The organism is Lentibacter algarum (genome assembly GCF_018860975.1).
GTDB lineage: Bacteria > Pseudomonadota > Alphaproteobacteria > Rhodobacterales > Rhodobacteraceae > Lentibacter > Lentibacter algarum_A.
In genome coordinates, this window is the sequence record NZ_JAHKQI010000002.1 from 362,771 (window position 1) to 379,778 (window position 17,008).

Genomic DNA, 17,008 nt, shown 5'->3' on the forward strand with positions numbered 1-17,008 from the left:
AGGCGCGGTTCTACCCTAGGCTCAGGCTTACTCCGAGTGTTCCCATGTCGCTTTTAAGGCCGCCCTTTTGAAACCCCCCTTCTTTAAACTTTCAGCAGCTCCGGTTTCAAAAAAAGCGCGGGAAACGGCGCGCGCTCTGACGCCGCCCCATACTGTCATGCCAAGAGAGCTTTGGCGCCGTATCGAGGCTGCAAAGCGCTGCGCGAAACCGGCGCTCTACCCCCGCGAGTATGGCCGGATCAAACCGTATTTTGATGTAGAGTATTATCTAACGCGTTACCCGGATATCGCGTTGGCTTGGATAGACCCGATCGCACATTACATTCGCGCCGGTGCCGCCGAAGGCCGCTGCCCGCATCCGTCGTTTACCGCGCAGGCCGACCAAGCGCAGCCGCAAGACGCGCGGGTAACTGCGTTCGGGAAATGGGTTCAGCAAGGGTGCCCTGATCTGCCTCTGGTGGCTACGCAAGAGCAATGCCCCCTCACGCCCATTGAGGGCACAGCCTGGGCGCGCGCAGAACGCTTGTTTGATGCCACAGACGTGCCGCACTACGGCGCAAGGCTGCACAAGCATGTTCTGGCCGCTTGGATGAACGAAAGCCCTCCGGGATTTGAAGAGGAATACTACCTCATCAAACCACATTTTGACATTGCCTACTACCTGTCACGCAGCCCGGATCTGATCGAAAAGAACCTTGACCCCGTGGCGCATTTCCTGCGCGCTGGCGCTGATGAAGCCCGTGATCCGCAGGCGGGGTTTTCTGAGCGGGGCTTTGCAAGGCGCTACCCTGATCTTGTCCAACAAGGGCAAAGCGCTTTCGCGGCATGGATTCGCGCAGGGCAGGGCGAAGACCTGATCACGAGCGCCTATGATGACATTGCCGAACTCGCCGCAGCAATGAAGCTCGTGCCTATCACAGCGCAAAAGCTGCACCGTGAAACGCAAGCTGACGTCGGCCAGCGGCTCGCTTTCGGGGAGCTTGGCAAGCAAGTGAAAGCCGCCGCCGAGCTAGACCCGCTGATCGCTCAAAGCTGGCCCGAGGCGCTGGATTTGCGTGTTGCCCCGTTCAACTCGGCGCTGACGGTCAGCCGCACCATCGACATGATGCGCCTGCAAGAGCGGGCCCACCGCAAGCGCGCGAAAGCGGTTGTCTTGGTCAACCGTCCTCGCTGGGGCAGTGGCCGTCGCATGGAAGGTTACATCGCGCATGCTCTGGCCGAGATCTACGGCGCCCACGAGGTGGTTGTGATGACAACGGAAGTGGGCGGCGATACGCCAAAAGGCCGGATGCCCGAGGGTATCAGACTTGTTGATATGTCTGACATCCGCAGCGCCGCACCAGAAAAGCAACGGCTTTTGTTTGAGTTCCTGCGCAGCCTGCGGCCCGAGGTTGTGTTCAATATCAACAGTCGCACGTGCTGGGATATGCTGAAACCTTATGGAAAAGCCCTTTGCCGCGAAACCCGTGTTGTTGGCGGCTTGTTTTGTGCTGAACAATCAGTGACAGGCTTTTGGACAGGCTACCCCGTGCACCGCTTTTACCGTCACCTTGGTAAGCTGCACGCTGTTTGCACTGACAGTCATGCGCTGGTCAGCGAGCTCTCCGAGCGATATCAGCTGCCGCCGGAAAGTGCGGCCAAGCTGCATGTGCTCTCGGCTCCGGTTGACGCCAGCATCCCCATTGCTGAGGCGCCCGCCGCTGCCAACCCGCGCAAAAAAGTGTTTTGGTCGGGCCGGTTTGATCCGCAGAAACGTGTTGATATCGCCTACAAAATCGCCGAGGCGATGCCCGATGTCGACTTTCACATGTGGGGAGAGAAGTTTCTCAAGGCGGGGCATCAGGGCCTAGCACCAGCGCCGGACAATGTGACCTTTGAAGGCAAATACGCCAGCTTTGATGCGCTCCCGATCGAAACAGCAGACCTTTGGCTTTACACCTCCGAATGGGACGGTGTGCCCTCTATTCTGCTGGAAGTGGCGATGACGGGGCTGCCGATCGTCGGCGCTCATGTTGGAGGCACTGGTGAGGTGCTGAAGGCGGGCCTGTCGCAGCCCATAGCGCCCTTCGATGATGTAGCGGCATTTGTCGCCGCGATACGCCAGACGCTTGCGGAGCCTCAAGCGGCGCGCAATCAGGCGGCAAAGCTGCGGGACGCCCTTATTGCCGAGCGCACCGAGGCGGCATACTTGCAGGCGGTCAAGGTTATCGTTAGTGCGCCTAACGGCTCTGACGATGCCGAAAGCGAGCGTGAAGCATGAGCCAGTTTGACTTGACCCTCGCCATCACAGCACATGCCGAAACCCTCGAGGCCGGCCCTGCAATGCGAAGCGCCGAACTGGCGATAGCAGCTGTCGAAGAGGCTGGCTTTGCTGTGCAGCGTCTGCTGGGCTTTGACACGCCGACACCACAAACAACGCGCTACTTTGGCCAACCGCGGTTTGACGCCTGGGAGCGCCACAGCTTCGCTTTTGCTGATCAGGGCGAAACGCGCAGCGCCCTCGCGGACATTGCATCAGGGCGCTATCTTGCCTTCCTTGATGCTGACGATTTGCTGTCGTCAAACTGGCTGCTTGCGGCCATGACATTGCTTGAAGCCCAGAGCAATGACCGGATGATCGCACACCCCGAACTTATCTGGCAGTTCGACGGGTCAAACACGGTTTACACGCAGCCCTCACAGAGCTCGCCACTGTTCACACCGCATCACTTTGCCATGCAAAACTACTACGATGCCCTATGCCTCGCTCCGCGTCAGGCTTGGCAAGAGGTGCGCTACGCCCCGCGCGATGTGCAAGCCGGCTACGCCTACGAAGACTGGCAATGGGCGCTTGAAACCATCGAAGCCGGATGGGAGCACGTCAGCGTGCCCGACACTCTGATTTTCAAGCGCCGGCGAGATGTGTCACAGTCTCAGGCTGCGCGCGCGCGGCGGGTCAGCATCCGCAGCGTTGCACCGCTGGCGATCGACACTATCGCCGGATTTGGCAGGCAAGAGCGCTAATGAATGCGTCTGAAAGCCTCCAGCCAAAAATAAGGTTCATCATCTTTTCGATGGCCCGCTCTGGAACGTCCTGGCTGACAACAGCTCTGCGCAGCCATCCAGATATCCTGTGTCACGGCGAGGCTCTGCTGCCTCGTCATTTTGACAGGCACATTTTCGGCAGTGCCAAGGCGGTCTTGTCAGCAGAGATGTGTGAGCGCGATCCCGTGGCATTCCTTCAGGCGCTATACAGCCACAATGACGGTCACGCTGCTGTGGGTTGCAAGGTGTTTCCCGGACACAGCAAAACGGCACAAGCTGCCTTACTTGCAGATCAGAGTATCGCCAAGATAGTGCTTAAACGCGAGAACGCGCTGGCAGCGTGGTCGTCTTTGTTGACAGCCCGCAAAACCGGACGCTGGAACGCGAACGTGAAAGAGAAGGGGGCTGACATAAGCAGCCCGGTCATGTTCGAACCTGCCAAGTTCGAGGCCTACCTTAAGCGCCGTGCCCGCTTTTTCAGAAAGATCGACAGGCGCCTACAAGGCCCACGGCTTAACCTGACCTACGCAACCGACATTATGCAACAGCGTGCCCGTCCTGTGCTCGAGTTTCTCGGGGTGCCAGCCGAGGTAACGCTATCGTCTGACAAGCGCAAAATGCTCGGGCGTTCGATCACTGAACGGTTTGAGAACACTGAGGAGCTAGCCGCCTACCTCAAAGAAACAGGGCGTGCCGGTTGGGCCTACGAATAGCTCTTAACCCTTGCTACCTTGCCCGCGCGAATAGACATCCTCATAGCGAATGATGTCATCTTCTCCAAGATAAGAGCCTGTCTGAACTTCAATCAAAACCATCGGCACTTTGCCGGGGTTTTCCATCCGGTGAACTGCACCAAGGGGGATGTAGACGCTCTCGTTTTCAGACAGAAGCTTGACCTCGTCATCAACCGTCACCTTGGCCGTGCCATGCACAACGATCCAGTGTTCCGAGCGGTGATGGTGACTTTGTAGACTCAGCGCCGCACCGGGTTTGACAACAATGCGCTTCACTTGAAAGCGGTCAGACAAGGCGAGCGTTTCAAAGTTGCCCCACGGGCGATGATCACGCAGGAACAACTCCGCCTGTTTTGCGTCACGCTTCTTCAACGCTGTTACGGCAAGCTTCACGTCCTGCGCGCGAGTTTGATCTGCAACAAGCACAGCGTCCTTCATCGCCACAACGATGATGTCTTTTACACCGATAGCAACAAGCTCTTGGTCGTCGGCCTCGGCACGCAGCAGGGTGTTGTCACAGTCGATCGCGGTGGTGTTGCCCGAAGTCGAAACCCCGCGCGCGTCTTGTTCCATCTCCGAGAGCACAGCACTCCAACTTCCCAGATCAGACCAACCAGCGCCGAACGGCACCACCGAGAGATTCTCGCTCTTTTCCATCACCGCAAAGTCGATAGAAACGTTCTCGGCTTGCGCCCAAGGCGTCGGTGCAAGGCGCAAGAATCCGAGGTCGGCTTCCGCTTCATCTACGGCCTTTGAAACAGGCTCGACAAGTGCAGCAGCATGGGTCTCAAATGCGGCTTTCATGTCTTTCGCGGCAAACAGAAAGATCCCTGCATTCCACAGGAAATTGCCAGCTTTCAGCATCTCTTCGGCGCGCTTGGTGTCGGGCTTTTCAACAAAACGCGACAAGGCGACAGTCTCGCCGTTTGGTGTCGGGCCAGCGAGCTCAAGATAACCATAGCCGGTTTCGGGCCGGTCAGGCGTTATGCCAAATGTCACCATCTGCCCCTTTGAGACAGCACTTAGGCCTTGCGCAGCAGCTTTCGAGAAAGCGTCAGCATCAGGAATAACATGATCAGAGGGCGCGACAAGCAAGGTGCTGTCGGCATCTTGCGAAAGCGCATAAAGCGTCGCCGCCAATACCGCAGGCGCGGTGTTACGCCCTTCCGGCTCGATCAGAACTGCGCCCGGATCAATGCCGATTTCGTGCAGCTGTTCGGTCACAATAAAGCGAAAGTCGGAACCGGTGATGATCACAGGCGCATTATACTGCTCACCTGACAACCGTTTGACGGCGGCCTGAAACAGCGTCTCTTCGCCCAACAACTTGGTAAACTGCTTCGGGTAGCTTTTACGCGACAATGGCCAAAGCCGTGTGCCCGACCCGCCGGCAAGGATAACAGGTGTAATTTTGGTCATAGTTACTCTCCAACAAACGCTCGCAGCCCGTGATCCTGTTCTATGGGTCAGTGGTGTTTTCTGCAACTGCTGCTTTCGCGTAGCCCCACTTAACGCTGGGCTACCGCGATGAAATTGCAGGTCATATAGCTTTCAAGATGTTCGCGATACCCCGCAAGCCTGATCGGGCCGAGCGGCGAGATGCGGTAGAGCTGAAAACCTCGCGCCGCGAAGAACTGAAAAAAATCGCGAAAAAAAGTGCGCGTGTCGATGTTACATCTGCCAAACTCGAACTGCACCGCGCTACAGCGTTCAAGCACCGAGTTAGCACCTTGCAAAACCTCAAGTTCATGCCCTTCGACATCAAGTTTCAAAACATCAACAGGCAGTGCCGCGAAATGTTGCAAAGCCACCTCGTCACAGGTGCGCACCTGCACGTCAGGATAGCTTTCAAAGCGCTCCGACAAAATCGGTTGGTTCAAGCTACTCGGTTCGACCATAACAATACGCGCCTCAGGAAACAGCGCCAGCTAGGCCGCAGTGTAGTCTCCCTGTGCGGCCCCAACATCCATAATGGTTACAGGGTCACGACCCAGCAATTGACGCACCTGCTTTACCTAGGTGTCGGTCGTAAATGCCCCGCCCCGCTTGCCAATCATTTCTTGCGCCTTGGCTTCCAGCTTCAACCAATATTGTGGGGAGGGTTCGTCTGACATGGGCGTCTCCAATGCTTGCGTTGCAGCCTAGTTCACCGCCAATGCCAGACAGTCTCTTTAGGCGAATGCGTAAAACTGGCTGATCGACATAGAGTGCCGTCCTTGCGCTTGAAGGCGAATAAACCGCGTCTTCGCATTGATATCAATGCGCTTGATAAGCGAAGTCGAAGTGCGCTTTTCTTCGGTTTCAAGTGTGCAAATCGTGGTCCACGTCTCACCATCATCACTGATTTTCACGTCGATGGGGTGAGGCGGTCTGCGCCGCAGCCTTCTATCCAACCAGAAAGCGTGCGACACGTTTTGGACAGTCCCTAGGTCAATTTGCCACCAGGGTTGATCTTCGACACCTGTTCGAGCGCCATTTCCCTGCCTAAAACTATTCGTCAATGCCTGATTAGCGGAGTTGATTTCTTTGTTTTGCAATGTGCTGCTTTGTGTGGCTTCGCATCCCGCCTGAATGCACTGGTTTGTTTCGCTCTCGAACAGAAACGTATTCCGCGCGTATAGGGCGTTGCCCCAGTCCATTATGTTGATGTCGAGGTTCTTTAGGCCAAAACCGAGGCTCTTCATGTAAGCGTCAATCTGTTCAAGCGTTGCGCCGCCTTTATAGATGGGCTCGATTGCTGCCTCCACGTAGACAAAATCTACATGTTTTTCGAGAAAGTTTTTCGCTCCATGCAAGACTTTCAAATCGGCGCCCTGAGTATCAACCGCAAGGCAGTTATACTTCTGCGCGTTGCTATCCGTGCCCACCAAGGCATCTACCGTAGTTGTCTTGAGACGGATGGTTTTATCGAACGCGATATCAGGGTAGTATTTCAAAAGGTCTCCAAGAGGTAAGAGACTGGAATTGTCTCCCGTTCCGTTAGAGACATTAAAGTCAACAATCTCGCCAACGGTATCGCTGCAGCACTCCTGAAGACAGGTAAATGGCGCTCCAACCTCTTCGATCTTTTTACGCACTTCCGCAACCAGCTCTGGGATAGGTTCTACAAACATTACGTTGTCGGTTTCTCGAAAGTACTCGTCAATTTCTTGTCCACGATTTGCTCCAACGTGAACGATCCCCTTAATAGGAACTCCGTATCGGTTAATCAAAGTTGTCGACATTTCTATACCCTACTCTCAGAATTTGTATTTTTGATCCAAGCCTTTTGTGTCTTTAAATGGGTCTTCTTGACCCAAAGCACAAAGCGCTGTCTTCAAGCAAAAGCGAGCCGCTTGGCTCTCGCCATCAGCCCCTTTTCTCAACGTTTCCAAAAAGACTGAAACTGACAAATCACGCCTATTTGGATGAACCTTAGTCAAAATCCGCTGCAAATTCGCGCGCGTTTCAGTGTCATCAGTGAGAAGCTCATGCAGTATTTTGTCACCTTGCGAAACCTTGCCTTGCTCAAAATAGCTACATGCCAAAGATAGACTGTAGAAAGGGTTGCCCGGATCGTTTTGCAATGCGATGTCAAGCATTTCGAATTGTTCTTGCGTGAAGGCAATAGCTGTTTTTTGAAGGAAAAAGAGATAGCGGCAAGCAAAAGCACGGACGAGCGGGTGCAGTTCGTCAGTATTCTTGTCTCGCCGTATCGAACTTACCAACACCTCAGCGGCAAGATGCTTATTCATTGCGTGGAACGGTTGCTCATACTCGACTGCCCCCGCCATCGATGCAAGCAGGGCCAACCCGCTATTTCCACAGATTATTTTTTGTGCGCGGCTCATCAGCGCTACATCATGAAGTGCCTGCGCTTCTGCGCTGTCACCTAGGCAGCCACCCAAAGATTCTGATACAATTGCGCCATTATCTTTGGTCAGCCAAGTTCTCAAGGGCAAATCTTGTCCGAAAAGAACAGTATCGTGTCCGCGTTCAAGTTCGGTCACAATACTGTGCTCAATAATCGGATAGGGAATAACTTTTACGCGGAAATCATCGCCATATCGATATCGGCCATACACCATATCGCCCGACCTGACGTGTATCGCTGTGAAGTTCTCTGGAACAGGCAGGGCCATTGCATGCTCCCAAGCGTTGTGGCAGTTTTGAGAAAACTCAATCCGCTTGAATGCTTTAGCATAGAGTTCGGGAAGCTCTTCTTTAGCGAATACACCACCAGTTTGCCTTTCCAGCGGATTCTGGTTGACCTGCACAACAAGAGCACCACCAGTTTCGCCATTCTCAAGTTCCGCCAGAGCGTCTTTCAGTGAGGTAAAGCGGTAGGCGTCACACTCTTGCCTGTTAATCAGATGTGACGCTACAAAAGCCGAGCTGAACGTGTTTTTAGCGTCCGCAATTGCATGGAACTTCTCCACTTCCTTGCCAAGCATGTGCCACGTAAAACGCACCGTTCCTTGATAGCGCTCAGCCAGCACAAAAGCGTTACAGAGCGCTCTCAAACGTTCACCAAAGCCGTCTTTTTTATCTACAACAAATATAGGGCCAACTTTGGCCTTCGTTTCCGTCATGCTTTCACAGCTTCGATGTTCAATGACACAAGGCGCCCGTTTTCTTTGTCCATGTGCGGCAAATAAGCCTGTGAATAATCGTCGATGTGGGAGTGTTCGGTTTTCGTCCAGTCCCAGAGGCGCGTTTCTGCAAAACCGACTTCCTTGAGTGCCTTGCTCAGGTCGGCCTCGTCAAAGATCATGCCGTGGAAGTCATACTGATCACGTTGTCCGCCAGTCACCAGACCGCGCACATCTTCGATGCCACGGGGCAGATTGCCCGACATGTAAAGCTCTGCCGCAGCGCCGAAATCAGGAACGGCCAGACGCAGAACGCCTCCTGGCGCGAGAACGCGGAACCATTCCGCCAGCGCCTCTTTGTAGGTGTGGCGCCCGAAGTGCTCGAGTAGGTGGCAGGCGTAAACCAGCTTGGCGCTGTTATCAGGGATGAACGAAAGGTCTTCGACGCGGCCAACGTGGTCGATATGAGGGAACTCCAGCGCATCGACGTGAAACCATCCTTCAATATGCTTCTGGCCACAACCGAGGTGGATCTTCTCAAACTTATTATTCATTTCTCATCCTTTTTAAGGCTCAAGTACTATTTAACAATTGTCTTGCAGCCTTAGCACCACAAAACCGGTTTAGCCTAGCGGCTCTCTTCATATTCTTTTATCGTGCGGCGCAGGCCTTCTGCCATGCCGATCTTAGCTCGCCAGCCAAGGGCGTGCAATTTTGAACTGTCCATAAGCTTACGTGGCGTGCCGTCGGGCTTGGTCGCATCGAAAACCAGCGCACCCTCAAACCCTGCTTCTTTCACAATCGTAGCAGCAAGGTCGCCAATGCTGATCTCTTCGCCAGAGCCAACATTCACGTGGTCGTAATCTGAATAATTCTGCATCAAAAAGACAAGCGCGTCGGCAAGATCGTCGGCGTGCAAAAACTCACGCAGAGGTGTGCCTGACCCCCACACTTCAAGCTGCTTTTGGCCGCTGTCGCGCGCTTCAAGCGTCTTGCGCAATAGCGCTGGCAAAACATGGCTGGTGCGCAAATCATAGTTGTCGCCAGTGCCATAAAGGTTGGTTGGCATGGCCGAGATAAAATCAGCGCCGTGCTGCTTGCGATAGGCCTGACAAAGCTTGATCCCTGCAATCTTAGCAATCGCATACCACTCGTTTGTCGGCTCGAGCGGCCCGGTCAAGAGCGCGTCTTCACGCATCGGTTGTTCGGCGAGCTTGGGGTAAATACAGCTCGAGCCTAGAAACATGAGTTTCTCGACACCGGTATCAAAAGACGCCTTGATGACGTTGGCTTCGATCATCAGGTTGTCATAGAGAAAGTCGGCAGGTGCGGTGTCATTCGCCAGAATTCCTCCGACTTTAGCCGCAGCCAGAAAAACCGCATCAGGCTTTTCCCGCCCGAACCAGTCAGTCACCGAGGCTTGGTTGCGCAGGTCCATAACGTCCCTGCCGGCGGTTAACACCTCACAACCCTCACCCGCGAGCCGGCGGCATACGGCACTGCCGACCATCCCGCGATGACCAGCAACAAAAACGCGCTTACCCTTGAGCGAGTAACCCGTATCAGCCATGTTTTTTGGCCTCGGCCAAATCGGATGTAACCATCTCTTCAACAAGTGTCTGGAAGGATGTCTCGGGAACCCACCCCAGCTTCTCGCGTGCTTTGGTGGCGTCGCCCAGAAGGGTTTCCACTTCAGCAGGCCGGAAGTAGTGCGGATCAACTTTTACAACGACATTTCCGTTTTCATCGCGGGCAACTTCGTCAAGGCCTTCACCTTCAAAAGTGAGCTTCATGTCGAGCACTTCGGCGGCGCGCATTACAAAGTCGCGGACCGAATATTGCTCGCCTGTGGCAATCACAAAGTCTTCCGGCGTATCCTGTTGCAGCATCAGCCACATCATTTGCACATAGTCGCGCGCATGGCCCCAATCGCGCAGGGCGTCCATGTTGCCAAGTGCCAGGTCTTTTTGCGTGCCAAGCTTGATGCGTGCCAGTGCACGGGTGATTTTGCGGGTCACAAATGTTTCGCCACGAATCGGACTTTCGTGGTTAAACAGGATGCCGTTGCAAGCATACATCTCATAGGCTTCGCGGTAATTCACCGTGATCCAGTAGGCATAAAGTTTGGCGACTGCGTAAGGCGAGCGCGGGTAAAACGGCGTTGTTTCGCGCTGCGGTGTTTCCTGCACGAGGCCGTAAAGCTCGGAGGTAGACGCCTGATAAAAACGGGTCTTCTCTCCGAGGCCCAGAAAGCGGATCGCCTCCAGCAAACGCAGGGCACCCATTGCATCGGAGTTCGCCGTATATTCCGGTTCTTCGAATGACACCGCGACATGGCTTTGCGCAGCGAGGTTATACACTTCGTCAGGTCTGGTTTTTTGCAAAATGTTGGTCAGCGACGAGCTGTCGGTCATATCGCCGTGGTGCAGCTGAAATTTGCCGCTTTTGCCGGGTTCACCTTCCACAAGGTGGTCGATACGGGCGGTGTTAAACAGTGAAGTGCGCCGTTTGATACCGTGAACTTCATAGCCCTTGGCCAGCAGAAACTCCGAAAGATACGCACCGTCTTGCCCGGTTACGCCAGTGATGAGTGCTGTCTTCACGATACTATCCAATTCAAAACACATTACATTTTAAAGCTTGTTCAAAAAAACATCGCGCTGCGACGTGAGTCTCGCAGCAAGCAGCGAACAAGCCATTTGGGCCTCTAATTATTGCGATGAAGGCCTAACTGCAATCAGATATCACACCTTGATGGTGAAACAGCGCCTAGGCAACCTGTTGCAAACGCGGTATGAGCGGCGCAAGGCCGGTTTTCGTCAGTTTTGTTAAGAGAATCCTCGGTTATCGAATGTTTGGTAAAAGGACGTGCTCGTGAGTGCAGAATCAAAAGAAGCGCCTGCAAAGGCAACAGTTCGTGACAAGTTTCTAGGCCGCGTCAACGCCTACCTCCCCGCAAAAGCCTTTTCTCAGCACATGTCCAACCGCCCACCCGTGCCGGTGTCAAATCTGGCCTATCGCAACCGTGTCGCACTTGTTGCAGGCAAGGCGATGACCAAACTGCTGCAAAGTTATTGCGTCGTTCAGAAGCTACAGCCAAATACGGCGCCTGATTCGGTTGGATGGCAAGACATGGAGGTGTTGTTGATCTCCGGTGAAATCCTGACTTATGACGAGCCGTGGCGCAAAGCGCTGCTCGGTCTGGACGATGAGTTTTACCAGCTCAAAAGGCTGATCACGCAAGCCCGCGCAAATCAGGTTCCTGTCGTTCTCTGGCTGCGGGAAGAAGGCGAAGGCTCCAAGCTGTTCGCACATTTGTTTGACTTGGTTGATGTTATCTTCATGCCGGAGGGCACCCCGCTAAACGGCGCCAAGATGCGGAGCATGGGGCCGGTGGTTGATGTCAAAAACTTCAATCCGGTCATAGCCCGTCCGGCTGAGCGCCGTGATATCGCTCAGCATGCGGCTTTTCTTGTCGACGGCTTTCATGAAATCGGCATGAAGCTCGGACCAGACGCCGCCAGCAAGATGTTCGAGCCTTACTTCGACTATAACTGGTGGCTGACCGACACGTCCTTTGACGTGCGCAACGCCGATCATAAAATTCACTCGATCATGCGCCGTCGCTTTTTGGGCAGCCTGCGCGGAACAGCCAAGGCCCGCAGCCTCAAGCTTGCGCAGGCCTACCACGCGCCAGGAGTTATGTTCGAGGGTCGTGAAAACCAGGTGCGTGAGCGCTGCCTTGAGGCCTTCGCCTGCAAAACCTGCGTGATCACCGACAAGGAAGAAACCGGCCTGGCTTTCGCCAAGACAGCCAAAACGCCCAAAGATCTGAAGGCCGCACTCGACTGGATACTGCGCGACACCATCGGCAGCTCGGCCTTGCAACACCTCGCGTGGCGCGACACGGTTCAAAACCGCACAATCTTTGAAGCGCTTGAAGCAATTTTCGAAGCCGCCGAAGTGCGCCCGCGCCTGAACCAGTCAAAAACACCGCTGATCAACATCGTAGTGCCGACAGTGCGCCCCGCTTTGGTGCCTTACATTCTCAAAATTGCCGAAGCGCAAACGCATCAGAACATTGCTCTGTCGATCGTGGTCAACGGAGCCGATGTCTCTGATGAAACCCGTGCTCTCGTTGCCGCGCACCCGATCGCCACGCTCTACGAGATGCCGAACTACAAAACCATCGGCTACTGTATGAACTACGGTATTGATCAGGTCGCCTCCGACTATTGGGCCAAGTTTGACGACGACGACGTTTACGGCCCCAACTATCTGTCAGACATGTTGCTGCAACGTAAATATGCCGAGTTTGATATCACCGGCAAGTCATCGTTCTTCGGCTACTTTGAGGAAGACGACAAGATTCACATTCGAAATGTCCACGCCCGCGATGCCTACTGTGACTTTGTCGGTGGTGGCACGATCCTGTGCAAATCAGGCACCAACCCGTTCCCCGAAGATGTGCGCGGGTATGCTGACACACTGTTCTTCGCCGAGGCCGCGACCAATGGCAAAACCATCCTCGCCTCCGACCCTTTCAACTTCTTGCAAGTGCGCCGAGCTGATCCGACATCACACACCTGGACGGCAGGCACCCAGCAACTTAACCTCAAAGGCCCGCAACGTAACGGGCTAGATATGTCGGGAGTGATCCTATGATCGGAATAGGGCGGAAAAAGAAAACCGGGAAAGCCGCGTCAGGGGGTAAAGCACCTCAAGAGATCACTGATCTTTACGAAAAAATCGCAGGTGCAATCGAAAGCGCCGCGCCGCTTCAGCCTTGGGCCGCCAGCGGCTTTGATGACCCTGACGCCGACACCCATATTGTTGCCCATAAGTGGGCGCCTGTATCCGAGTTACCGGGCAGGTTCGGCACCGGGAAAAACAACCCCTCCGCCTCGATTATGCGGCTCGACAATACCTCTCTGCTCGCGGGTATCCGCGCGGGTGGTGACTTGCCAAATGGCATGCGTGCGCCGCAGGCCGGCAAAGACCTGACTTTCGAGTTTGTCTTCAACGGCAATCTGGCGATGACCGCTCGTCACACCTACGACGGCGGTAACGACTGGCAGTTCTTCAAACTCGACCTGCCGAAGTCGGTCAAGGTCGGTGATATCACCGCCTACGAGATCGAACGTGACGGGCAGTTGCTTGCAGCCGGCATCTTTGACGGCAGCGGCATGTCGCAGGCGGGCATGGCAAACATCGTCCGCTTCTTCCCCGACGGCACCATCGAAGGCTGGGCCGCGATCGCTGAAGGTGTCGAAGAAGAGGCGCTTTTCCGCCTAGTGATAGACGGCACCGAAAGCTACGCAAAAACCGAGGGCCCTTGGCCAGACTCGGGCCTACGTAGCTTCAACGTTCCAACAGGTATTCCCCCTAACACATTGGCCTCGGTCGCTGTGCTTGATGCAGAAGGCAAACAAGGGCGGCGCTCGCCAGTCTTCGTGTTTCGCAACGAGCAGGCGGGCTTTGTGGTTTGTAACCCTAAAGTCGAAGGCAAAATGCTGCGCTTCACTATGGTTGGCCACGAGTATAAAATTGCTATGCCAGGCAGCATTCAGGCTGAAGGCGCAGACGCCACATATCTTCTCGATAAAGACGACGGCATTGGCTATATATACCGTGACGGAAAGAACACCGTGCTTGTCCCGCTTGACTTAATCAAATCCGAGGCAACCCTGCGCGTTTATGGCATTCTGGGGAACTATCTCGGTGTCATGCCATCTCTGAAACGGTTGCTCAAGAAATAGAAGCGTTAGGTTCGGCTGATGAAAAACTCTACTCCTCTATTGTTGGTTGGCGGCTTTGGTTTTGTAGGCCGTAACATCCTTGACGCAATGGAAAACGACGAGGCGTTCTCGGGCCTAAGCCCCGTCATCATCGACGATCTGTCAAATGCCGCGCCTGGCTATGAAGCGCTGCAATTGCCCGCACATATCGGCAGCTATCAAGAGCAGGCGGCAATCGACTTTGCCAATGCCCAAGGCGCAGGTGAAACCGGGAACGCCAGTGCCAATGGGCGCGTGATCGTGTTTCTGGCCGGAGAGACACGCGTGGCCGAGTCAAAAGACAGGCCGATGGACTTTATTGAAGCCAATATCACCGCGCCTTCGCAATTTGTGCTCGATGCGGTGAAATCCGGCGATCACTTTGTGCTGATCTCAACCGCTGGTGCGTTGTTTGACGGCACGTTTGAAGTGAGCGTTGATAGCGCCTATTGCCCGAAGAACTTCTACGGTGCCACAAAAGCGGCCGAAGAAATGATCCTTGAGAAGCTTGTCGAACTGCGCGGCGGCAGCTTTTCCGTGGTGCGGATGACCAACGTCTATGGCAAGTTCTCCGACAACAAAAAGAGCGCCATTCACGCGTTCACCCGCGCAGCACTTGCGGGCGACACTGTGACAATCAATGGTGATGGTAAGCAGTCCCGCGATTTCATCTATGCGGGCGACGTTGGCCGCGGCATCGCCACGCTCGCCGCCCGTTTGCGCGCGGCTGAAGACACCCAGAAACTCAACATGCTCGGCTCGGGCGTTTCCATTTCACTGATGGATGTTGTTGCCGCGATCGAGGCCGCCGCGCAAGCGCCGCTGGCCTACGAAAAAACCCCCGCAAAAGAGCTTTTGGCAACCGAGCCGCGTGATGTCATGGCCTCGGCCAAGGATGTGCGTGAGTTGCTCGGCGAGCAGATCACTGCCTTCGAAGAGGGCATCCGCCAAACCTACGATTACTACAAAAACTAAGGTGACGCGACTGACCGCAAGTTTGACAGTCAGTGGCTCAGGCGCTAATTTCAGGCCTGAAATTTTGGTGGATGTGAGACCGATACCGTGAATTGCAAAGTCTACCTCGCATACCACAAACCCGCCCCCCTTTTTGCCAACGACACCTTTGTGCCGATCCACGCTGGCCGCGCCGGACGTGAGCCGTTTTTAGGCCTTACAGGCGACGACAGCGGCGACAATATCTCACAGAAAAACCAGACCTACTGCGAGCTGACTGCTCTCTATTGGATCTGGAAAAATGACAAGACCTCGGCGTTCAAAGGCCTTATGCACTACCGTCGCGTGCTCGACTTTGGCAATATCCGCCCCACAGGCAAAGCCGAGCAATCCGTCGGGGCTCTGCATATTCCCGACTGGCAGAACACGGCCGACGCATGGCTTGAAGCCAACCTTGAAGACTGCGATATCGTCCTGCCACGACTGCACCAGATGGGCCGCTCGATCGAGGGCAACTATGCGCAAGCCCACGATCGCGCCGACTTTGATCTGGCGCGCGCCGCTGTCGCAAAGTTCTTCCCTGAGTATCTCAACACCTTCAACGAGGTGGTCAAAGTAAATGAAGTCCGGCTTGGCAATATCGCGCTTATGCGCAGCGAGCTGTTTGACCGTTATTGCAACTGGCTGTTCACGATCCTTGAGCACGTCGAGGCAGGTGAGGTTGATCGCAGCCGCTACAATACCTACCAACAGCGCTATATCGGCTTTCTAGCCGAGCGTCTGTTCACGGTGTTTGTGGCCCATGAACAGGCGGTCAATCCGGCGCTCAGGCTGCGGGAACTCACCATTCTCAACCTCGCCAAATCGGTTGTTACCCCACACAGCTCGGGCAATGCCCTGAACACAGCCGGGCAGGTGAACATCGCGTTCTCTGCCGATAGCGCATACCTGCCGCACGCCGCCGCAATGCTGCGTTCGTTGCTTGATCACGCTGACGCGTCTAGGCCACTCAACCTGTTTTTCTTGCACAGCGGTATCAAGCCTGCCGAGATGCAAGTGCTGGAAATGATGCTGGCCGAGCACCCGAATGCCCGCCTTGAGCCGATCAATGTCGGCAACCGTTTTGATAAAAGCTACCGCTCTTCAAGCCGCGCGCCGTCAAACGCGACATACAACCGCTTCCTGTTGTTTGATCTGCTGCCGGATGTCGAAAAGCTGCTCTACATCGACGTAGACGTAATCGTCCGGCGTGACATCACCGCGCTTTACGACACCGAAATGGGCGAGGCCAAAGTTGCCGCGGTGACCGACTGGATCATGACCCGCACACTCACAGGCGTGTTTGCCACAGCAGACCCTGATGTGCCTGATCTCTACAAGTACCAGCGCGAGAAGCTCGGCATGCAAGATCATCACATCGCGCGCTATTTCAACGCTGGCGTGGTGTTGTTTAACTTCAAGGCGATGGGTGATCTCGCGAAAGTCTCGTCTGATCTGATGGCCCGCGTTGACGCCGGAGGTATGCTGTTTCGCGATCAAGATATTCTGAACGCATATTTCAAAGACGACCTGCTGATGCTTGATCCGCGCTGGAACGTGTTCAATTCGGTTGTTGAGGCCTACGGGAAAGTGCCTGCCAGCAACTTCCAAACCGCGATGCAGGCCCGCAAAGATCCGTGGCTCATTCACTATGCCGACGGTGCTTACAAGCCTTGGCGTCCGGTTTCGGTTCCGATGTCCGAACATTACTGGCAAGCACTCATCCGCACACCGTTTTATGGCAAGGTGCTTGCAGAGCAAACACAGCCGCGTGTCGAGCGACAACTGGCGCGCAAGAGAAGCGCTGTCGTTAAGGCCGGCCGTGCCCTGTCCGAGCAAGTGCCCATCTTGCGAAAACCACTGCTTAAGTTCTATGCACTGGTCAGGCACGTCACCGGACGGTAGTTTG

Annotated in this window: 14 protein-coding genes; 7 read left to right on the plus strand and 7 right to left on the minus strand. The window is 55.0% G+C overall.

What is annotated here, in order from left to right; genetic code table 11:
• Positions 1-157 precede the first annotated feature (157 nt).
• Genes KO498_RS02390 through KO498_RS02400 form a run of 3 tightly spaced genes read left to right on the plus strand, consistent with a single transcriptional unit; the run spans position 158 to position 3,737 of the window.
• On the plus strand, positions 158-2,260 hold the full coding sequence (locus KO498_RS02390) for a glycosyltransferase family 4 protein (protein ID WP_215958270.1): 2,103 nt from the start codon (positions 158-160) through the stop codon (positions 2,258-2,260).
• Positions 2,257-3,003, plus strand: coding sequence for a glycosyltransferase family A protein (locus KO498_RS02395; protein WP_215958271.1), 747 nt, complete (start codon positions 2,257-2,259; stop codon positions 3,001-3,003). The genes KO498_RS02390 and KO498_RS02395 overlap by 4 nt, the downstream gene beginning before the upstream one ends.
• Positions 3,003-3,737 (plus strand): hypothetical protein, encoded by a 735-nt coding sequence (locus tag KO498_RS02400; RefSeq protein ID WP_215958272.1) that lies wholly within the window; start codon positions 3,003-3,005, stop codon positions 3,735-3,737. The genes KO498_RS02395 and KO498_RS02400 overlap by 1 nt, the downstream gene beginning before the upstream one ends.
• Positions 3,738-3,740: 3 nt before the next feature.
• Here KO498_RS02400 and KO498_RS02405 read toward each other — a convergent pair whose 3' ends face one another.
• The 7 genes from KO498_RS02405 to gmd all read right to left on the minus strand — a co-directional run bounded on the left by KO498_RS02405 (position 3,741) and on the right by gmd (position 10,932).
• On the minus strand, positions 3,741-5,177 hold the full coding sequence (locus KO498_RS02405; RefSeq protein WP_215958273.1) for a mannose-1-phosphate guanylyltransferase/mannose-6-phosphate isomerase: 1,437 nt from the start codon (positions 5,175-5,177) through the stop codon (positions 3,741-3,743).
• A gap of 89 nt (positions 5,178-5,266) precedes the next feature.
• On the minus strand, positions 5,267-5,656 hold the full coding sequence (locus tag KO498_RS02410) for an FkbM family methyltransferase (RefSeq protein WP_215958274.1): 390 nt from the start codon (positions 5,654-5,656) through the stop codon (positions 5,267-5,269).
• Positions 5,657-5,929: 273 nt separating this feature from the next.
• Positions 5,930-6,982: an FkbM family methyltransferase gene (locus tag KO498_RS02415; RefSeq protein ID WP_215958275.1), complete on the minus strand. Its 1,053-nt coding sequence runs from the start codon at positions 6,980-6,982 to the stop codon at positions 5,930-5,932.
• Positions 6,983-6,997: 15 nt separating this feature from the next.
• On the minus strand, positions 6,998-8,329 hold the full coding sequence (locus KO498_RS02420; RefSeq protein ID WP_215958276.1) for a hypothetical protein: 1,332 nt from the start codon (positions 8,327-8,329) through the stop codon (positions 6,998-7,000).
• Positions 8,326-8,883: a methyltransferase domain-containing protein gene (locus KO498_RS02425; RefSeq protein WP_215958277.1), complete on the minus strand. Its 558-nt coding sequence runs from the start codon at positions 8,881-8,883 to the stop codon at positions 8,326-8,328. Before KO498_RS02425 ends, KO498_RS02420 begins: the two co-directional genes overlap by 4 nt.
• 74 nt (positions 8,884-8,957) lie before the next feature.
• Positions 8,958-9,899, minus strand: a complete 942-nt coding sequence (gene fcl / locus KO498_RS02430; protein ID WP_215958278.1) for a GDP-L-fucose synthase — start codon at positions 9,897-9,899, stop codon at positions 8,958-8,960.
• On the minus strand, positions 9,892-10,932 hold the full coding sequence (gmd, locus tag KO498_RS02435; RefSeq protein ID WP_215958279.1) for a GDP-mannose 4,6-dehydratase: 1,041 nt from the start codon (positions 10,930-10,932) through the stop codon (positions 9,892-9,894). Before gmd ends, fcl begins: the two co-directional genes overlap by 8 nt.
• Before the next feature lie 271 nt (positions 10,933-11,203).
• Between gmd and KO498_RS02440 the strand changes: the two genes are divergently transcribed.
• The 4 genes from KO498_RS02440 to KO498_RS18380 all read left to right on the plus strand — a co-directional run bounded on the left by KO498_RS02440 (position 11,204) and on the right by KO498_RS18380 (position 17,004).
• Complete coding sequence (locus KO498_RS02440) at positions 11,204-12,994, plus strand: glycosyltransferase (RefSeq protein WP_215958280.1); 1,791 nt, start codon at positions 11,204-11,206, stop codon at positions 12,992-12,994.
• Positions 12,991-14,088: a hypothetical protein gene (locus KO498_RS02445; RefSeq protein WP_215958281.1), complete on the plus strand. Its 1,098-nt coding sequence runs from the start codon at positions 12,991-12,993 to the stop codon at positions 14,086-14,088. Before KO498_RS02440 ends, KO498_RS02445 begins: the two co-directional genes overlap by 4 nt.
• Positions 14,089-14,106: 18 nt before the next feature.
• Positions 14,107-15,081 carry an NAD-dependent epimerase/dehydratase family protein gene (locus KO498_RS02450; protein ID WP_215958282.1) on the plus strand — a complete coding sequence of 325 codons (975 nt, stop codon included), beginning with the start codon at positions 14,107-14,109 and terminating at the stop codon, positions 15,079-15,081.
• 87 nt (positions 15,082-15,168) lie between these two features.
• Entirely contained in the window at positions 15,169-17,004 is a 1,836-nt protein-coding gene (locus KO498_RS18380) for a DUF4422 domain-containing protein (protein WP_215958283.1), read from the plus strand.
• Positions 17,005-17,008 lie beyond the last annotated feature (4 nt).

Excerpts from the sequence above, each read along its gene's own strand:
- KO498_RS02425 (WP_215958277.1), bottom strand. The coding sequence starts at position 8,883 with ATGAATAATAAGTTTGAGAAGATCCACCTCGGTTGTGGCCAGAAGCAT.
- KO498_RS02415 (WP_215958275.1), bottom strand. The coding sequence starts at position 6,982 with ATGTCGACAACTTTGATTAACCGATACGGAGTTCCTATTAAGGGGATC.
- KO498_RS02395 (WP_215958271.1), top strand. The coding sequence starts at position 2,257 with ATGAGCCAGTTTGACTTGACCCTCGCCATCACAGCACATGCCGAAACC.
- KO498_RS02390 (WP_215958270.1), top strand. The coding sequence starts at position 158 with ATGCCAAGAGAGCTTTGGCGCCGTATCGAGGCTGCAAAGCGCTGCGCG.
- KO498_RS02410 (WP_215958274.1), bottom strand. The coding sequence starts at position 5,656 with ATGGTCGAACCGAGTAGCTTGAACCAACCGATTTTGTCGGAGCGCTTT.
- KO498_RS02405 (WP_215958273.1), bottom strand. The coding sequence starts at position 5,177 with ATGACCAAAATTACACCTGTTATCCTTGCCGGCGGGTCGGGCACACGG.
- KO498_RS02400 (WP_215958272.1), top strand. The coding sequence starts at position 3,003 with ATGAATGCGTCTGAAAGCCTCCAGCCAAAAATAAGGTTCATCATCTTT.
- fcl (WP_215958278.1), bottom strand. The coding sequence starts at position 9,899 with ATGGCTGATACGGGTTACTCGCTCAAGGGTAAGCGCGTTTTTGTTGCT.
- KO498_RS02445 (WP_215958281.1), top strand. The coding sequence starts at position 12,991 with ATGATCGGAATAGGGCGGAAAAAGAAAACCGGGAAAGCCGCGTCAGGG.
- KO498_RS02450 (WP_215958282.1), top strand. The coding sequence starts at position 14,107 with ATGAAAAACTCTACTCCTCTATTGTTGGTTGGCGGCTTTGGTTTTGTA.
- KO498_RS02420 (WP_215958276.1), bottom strand. The coding sequence starts at position 8,329 with ATGACGGAAACGAAGGCCAAAGTTGGCCCTATATTTGTTGTAGATAAA.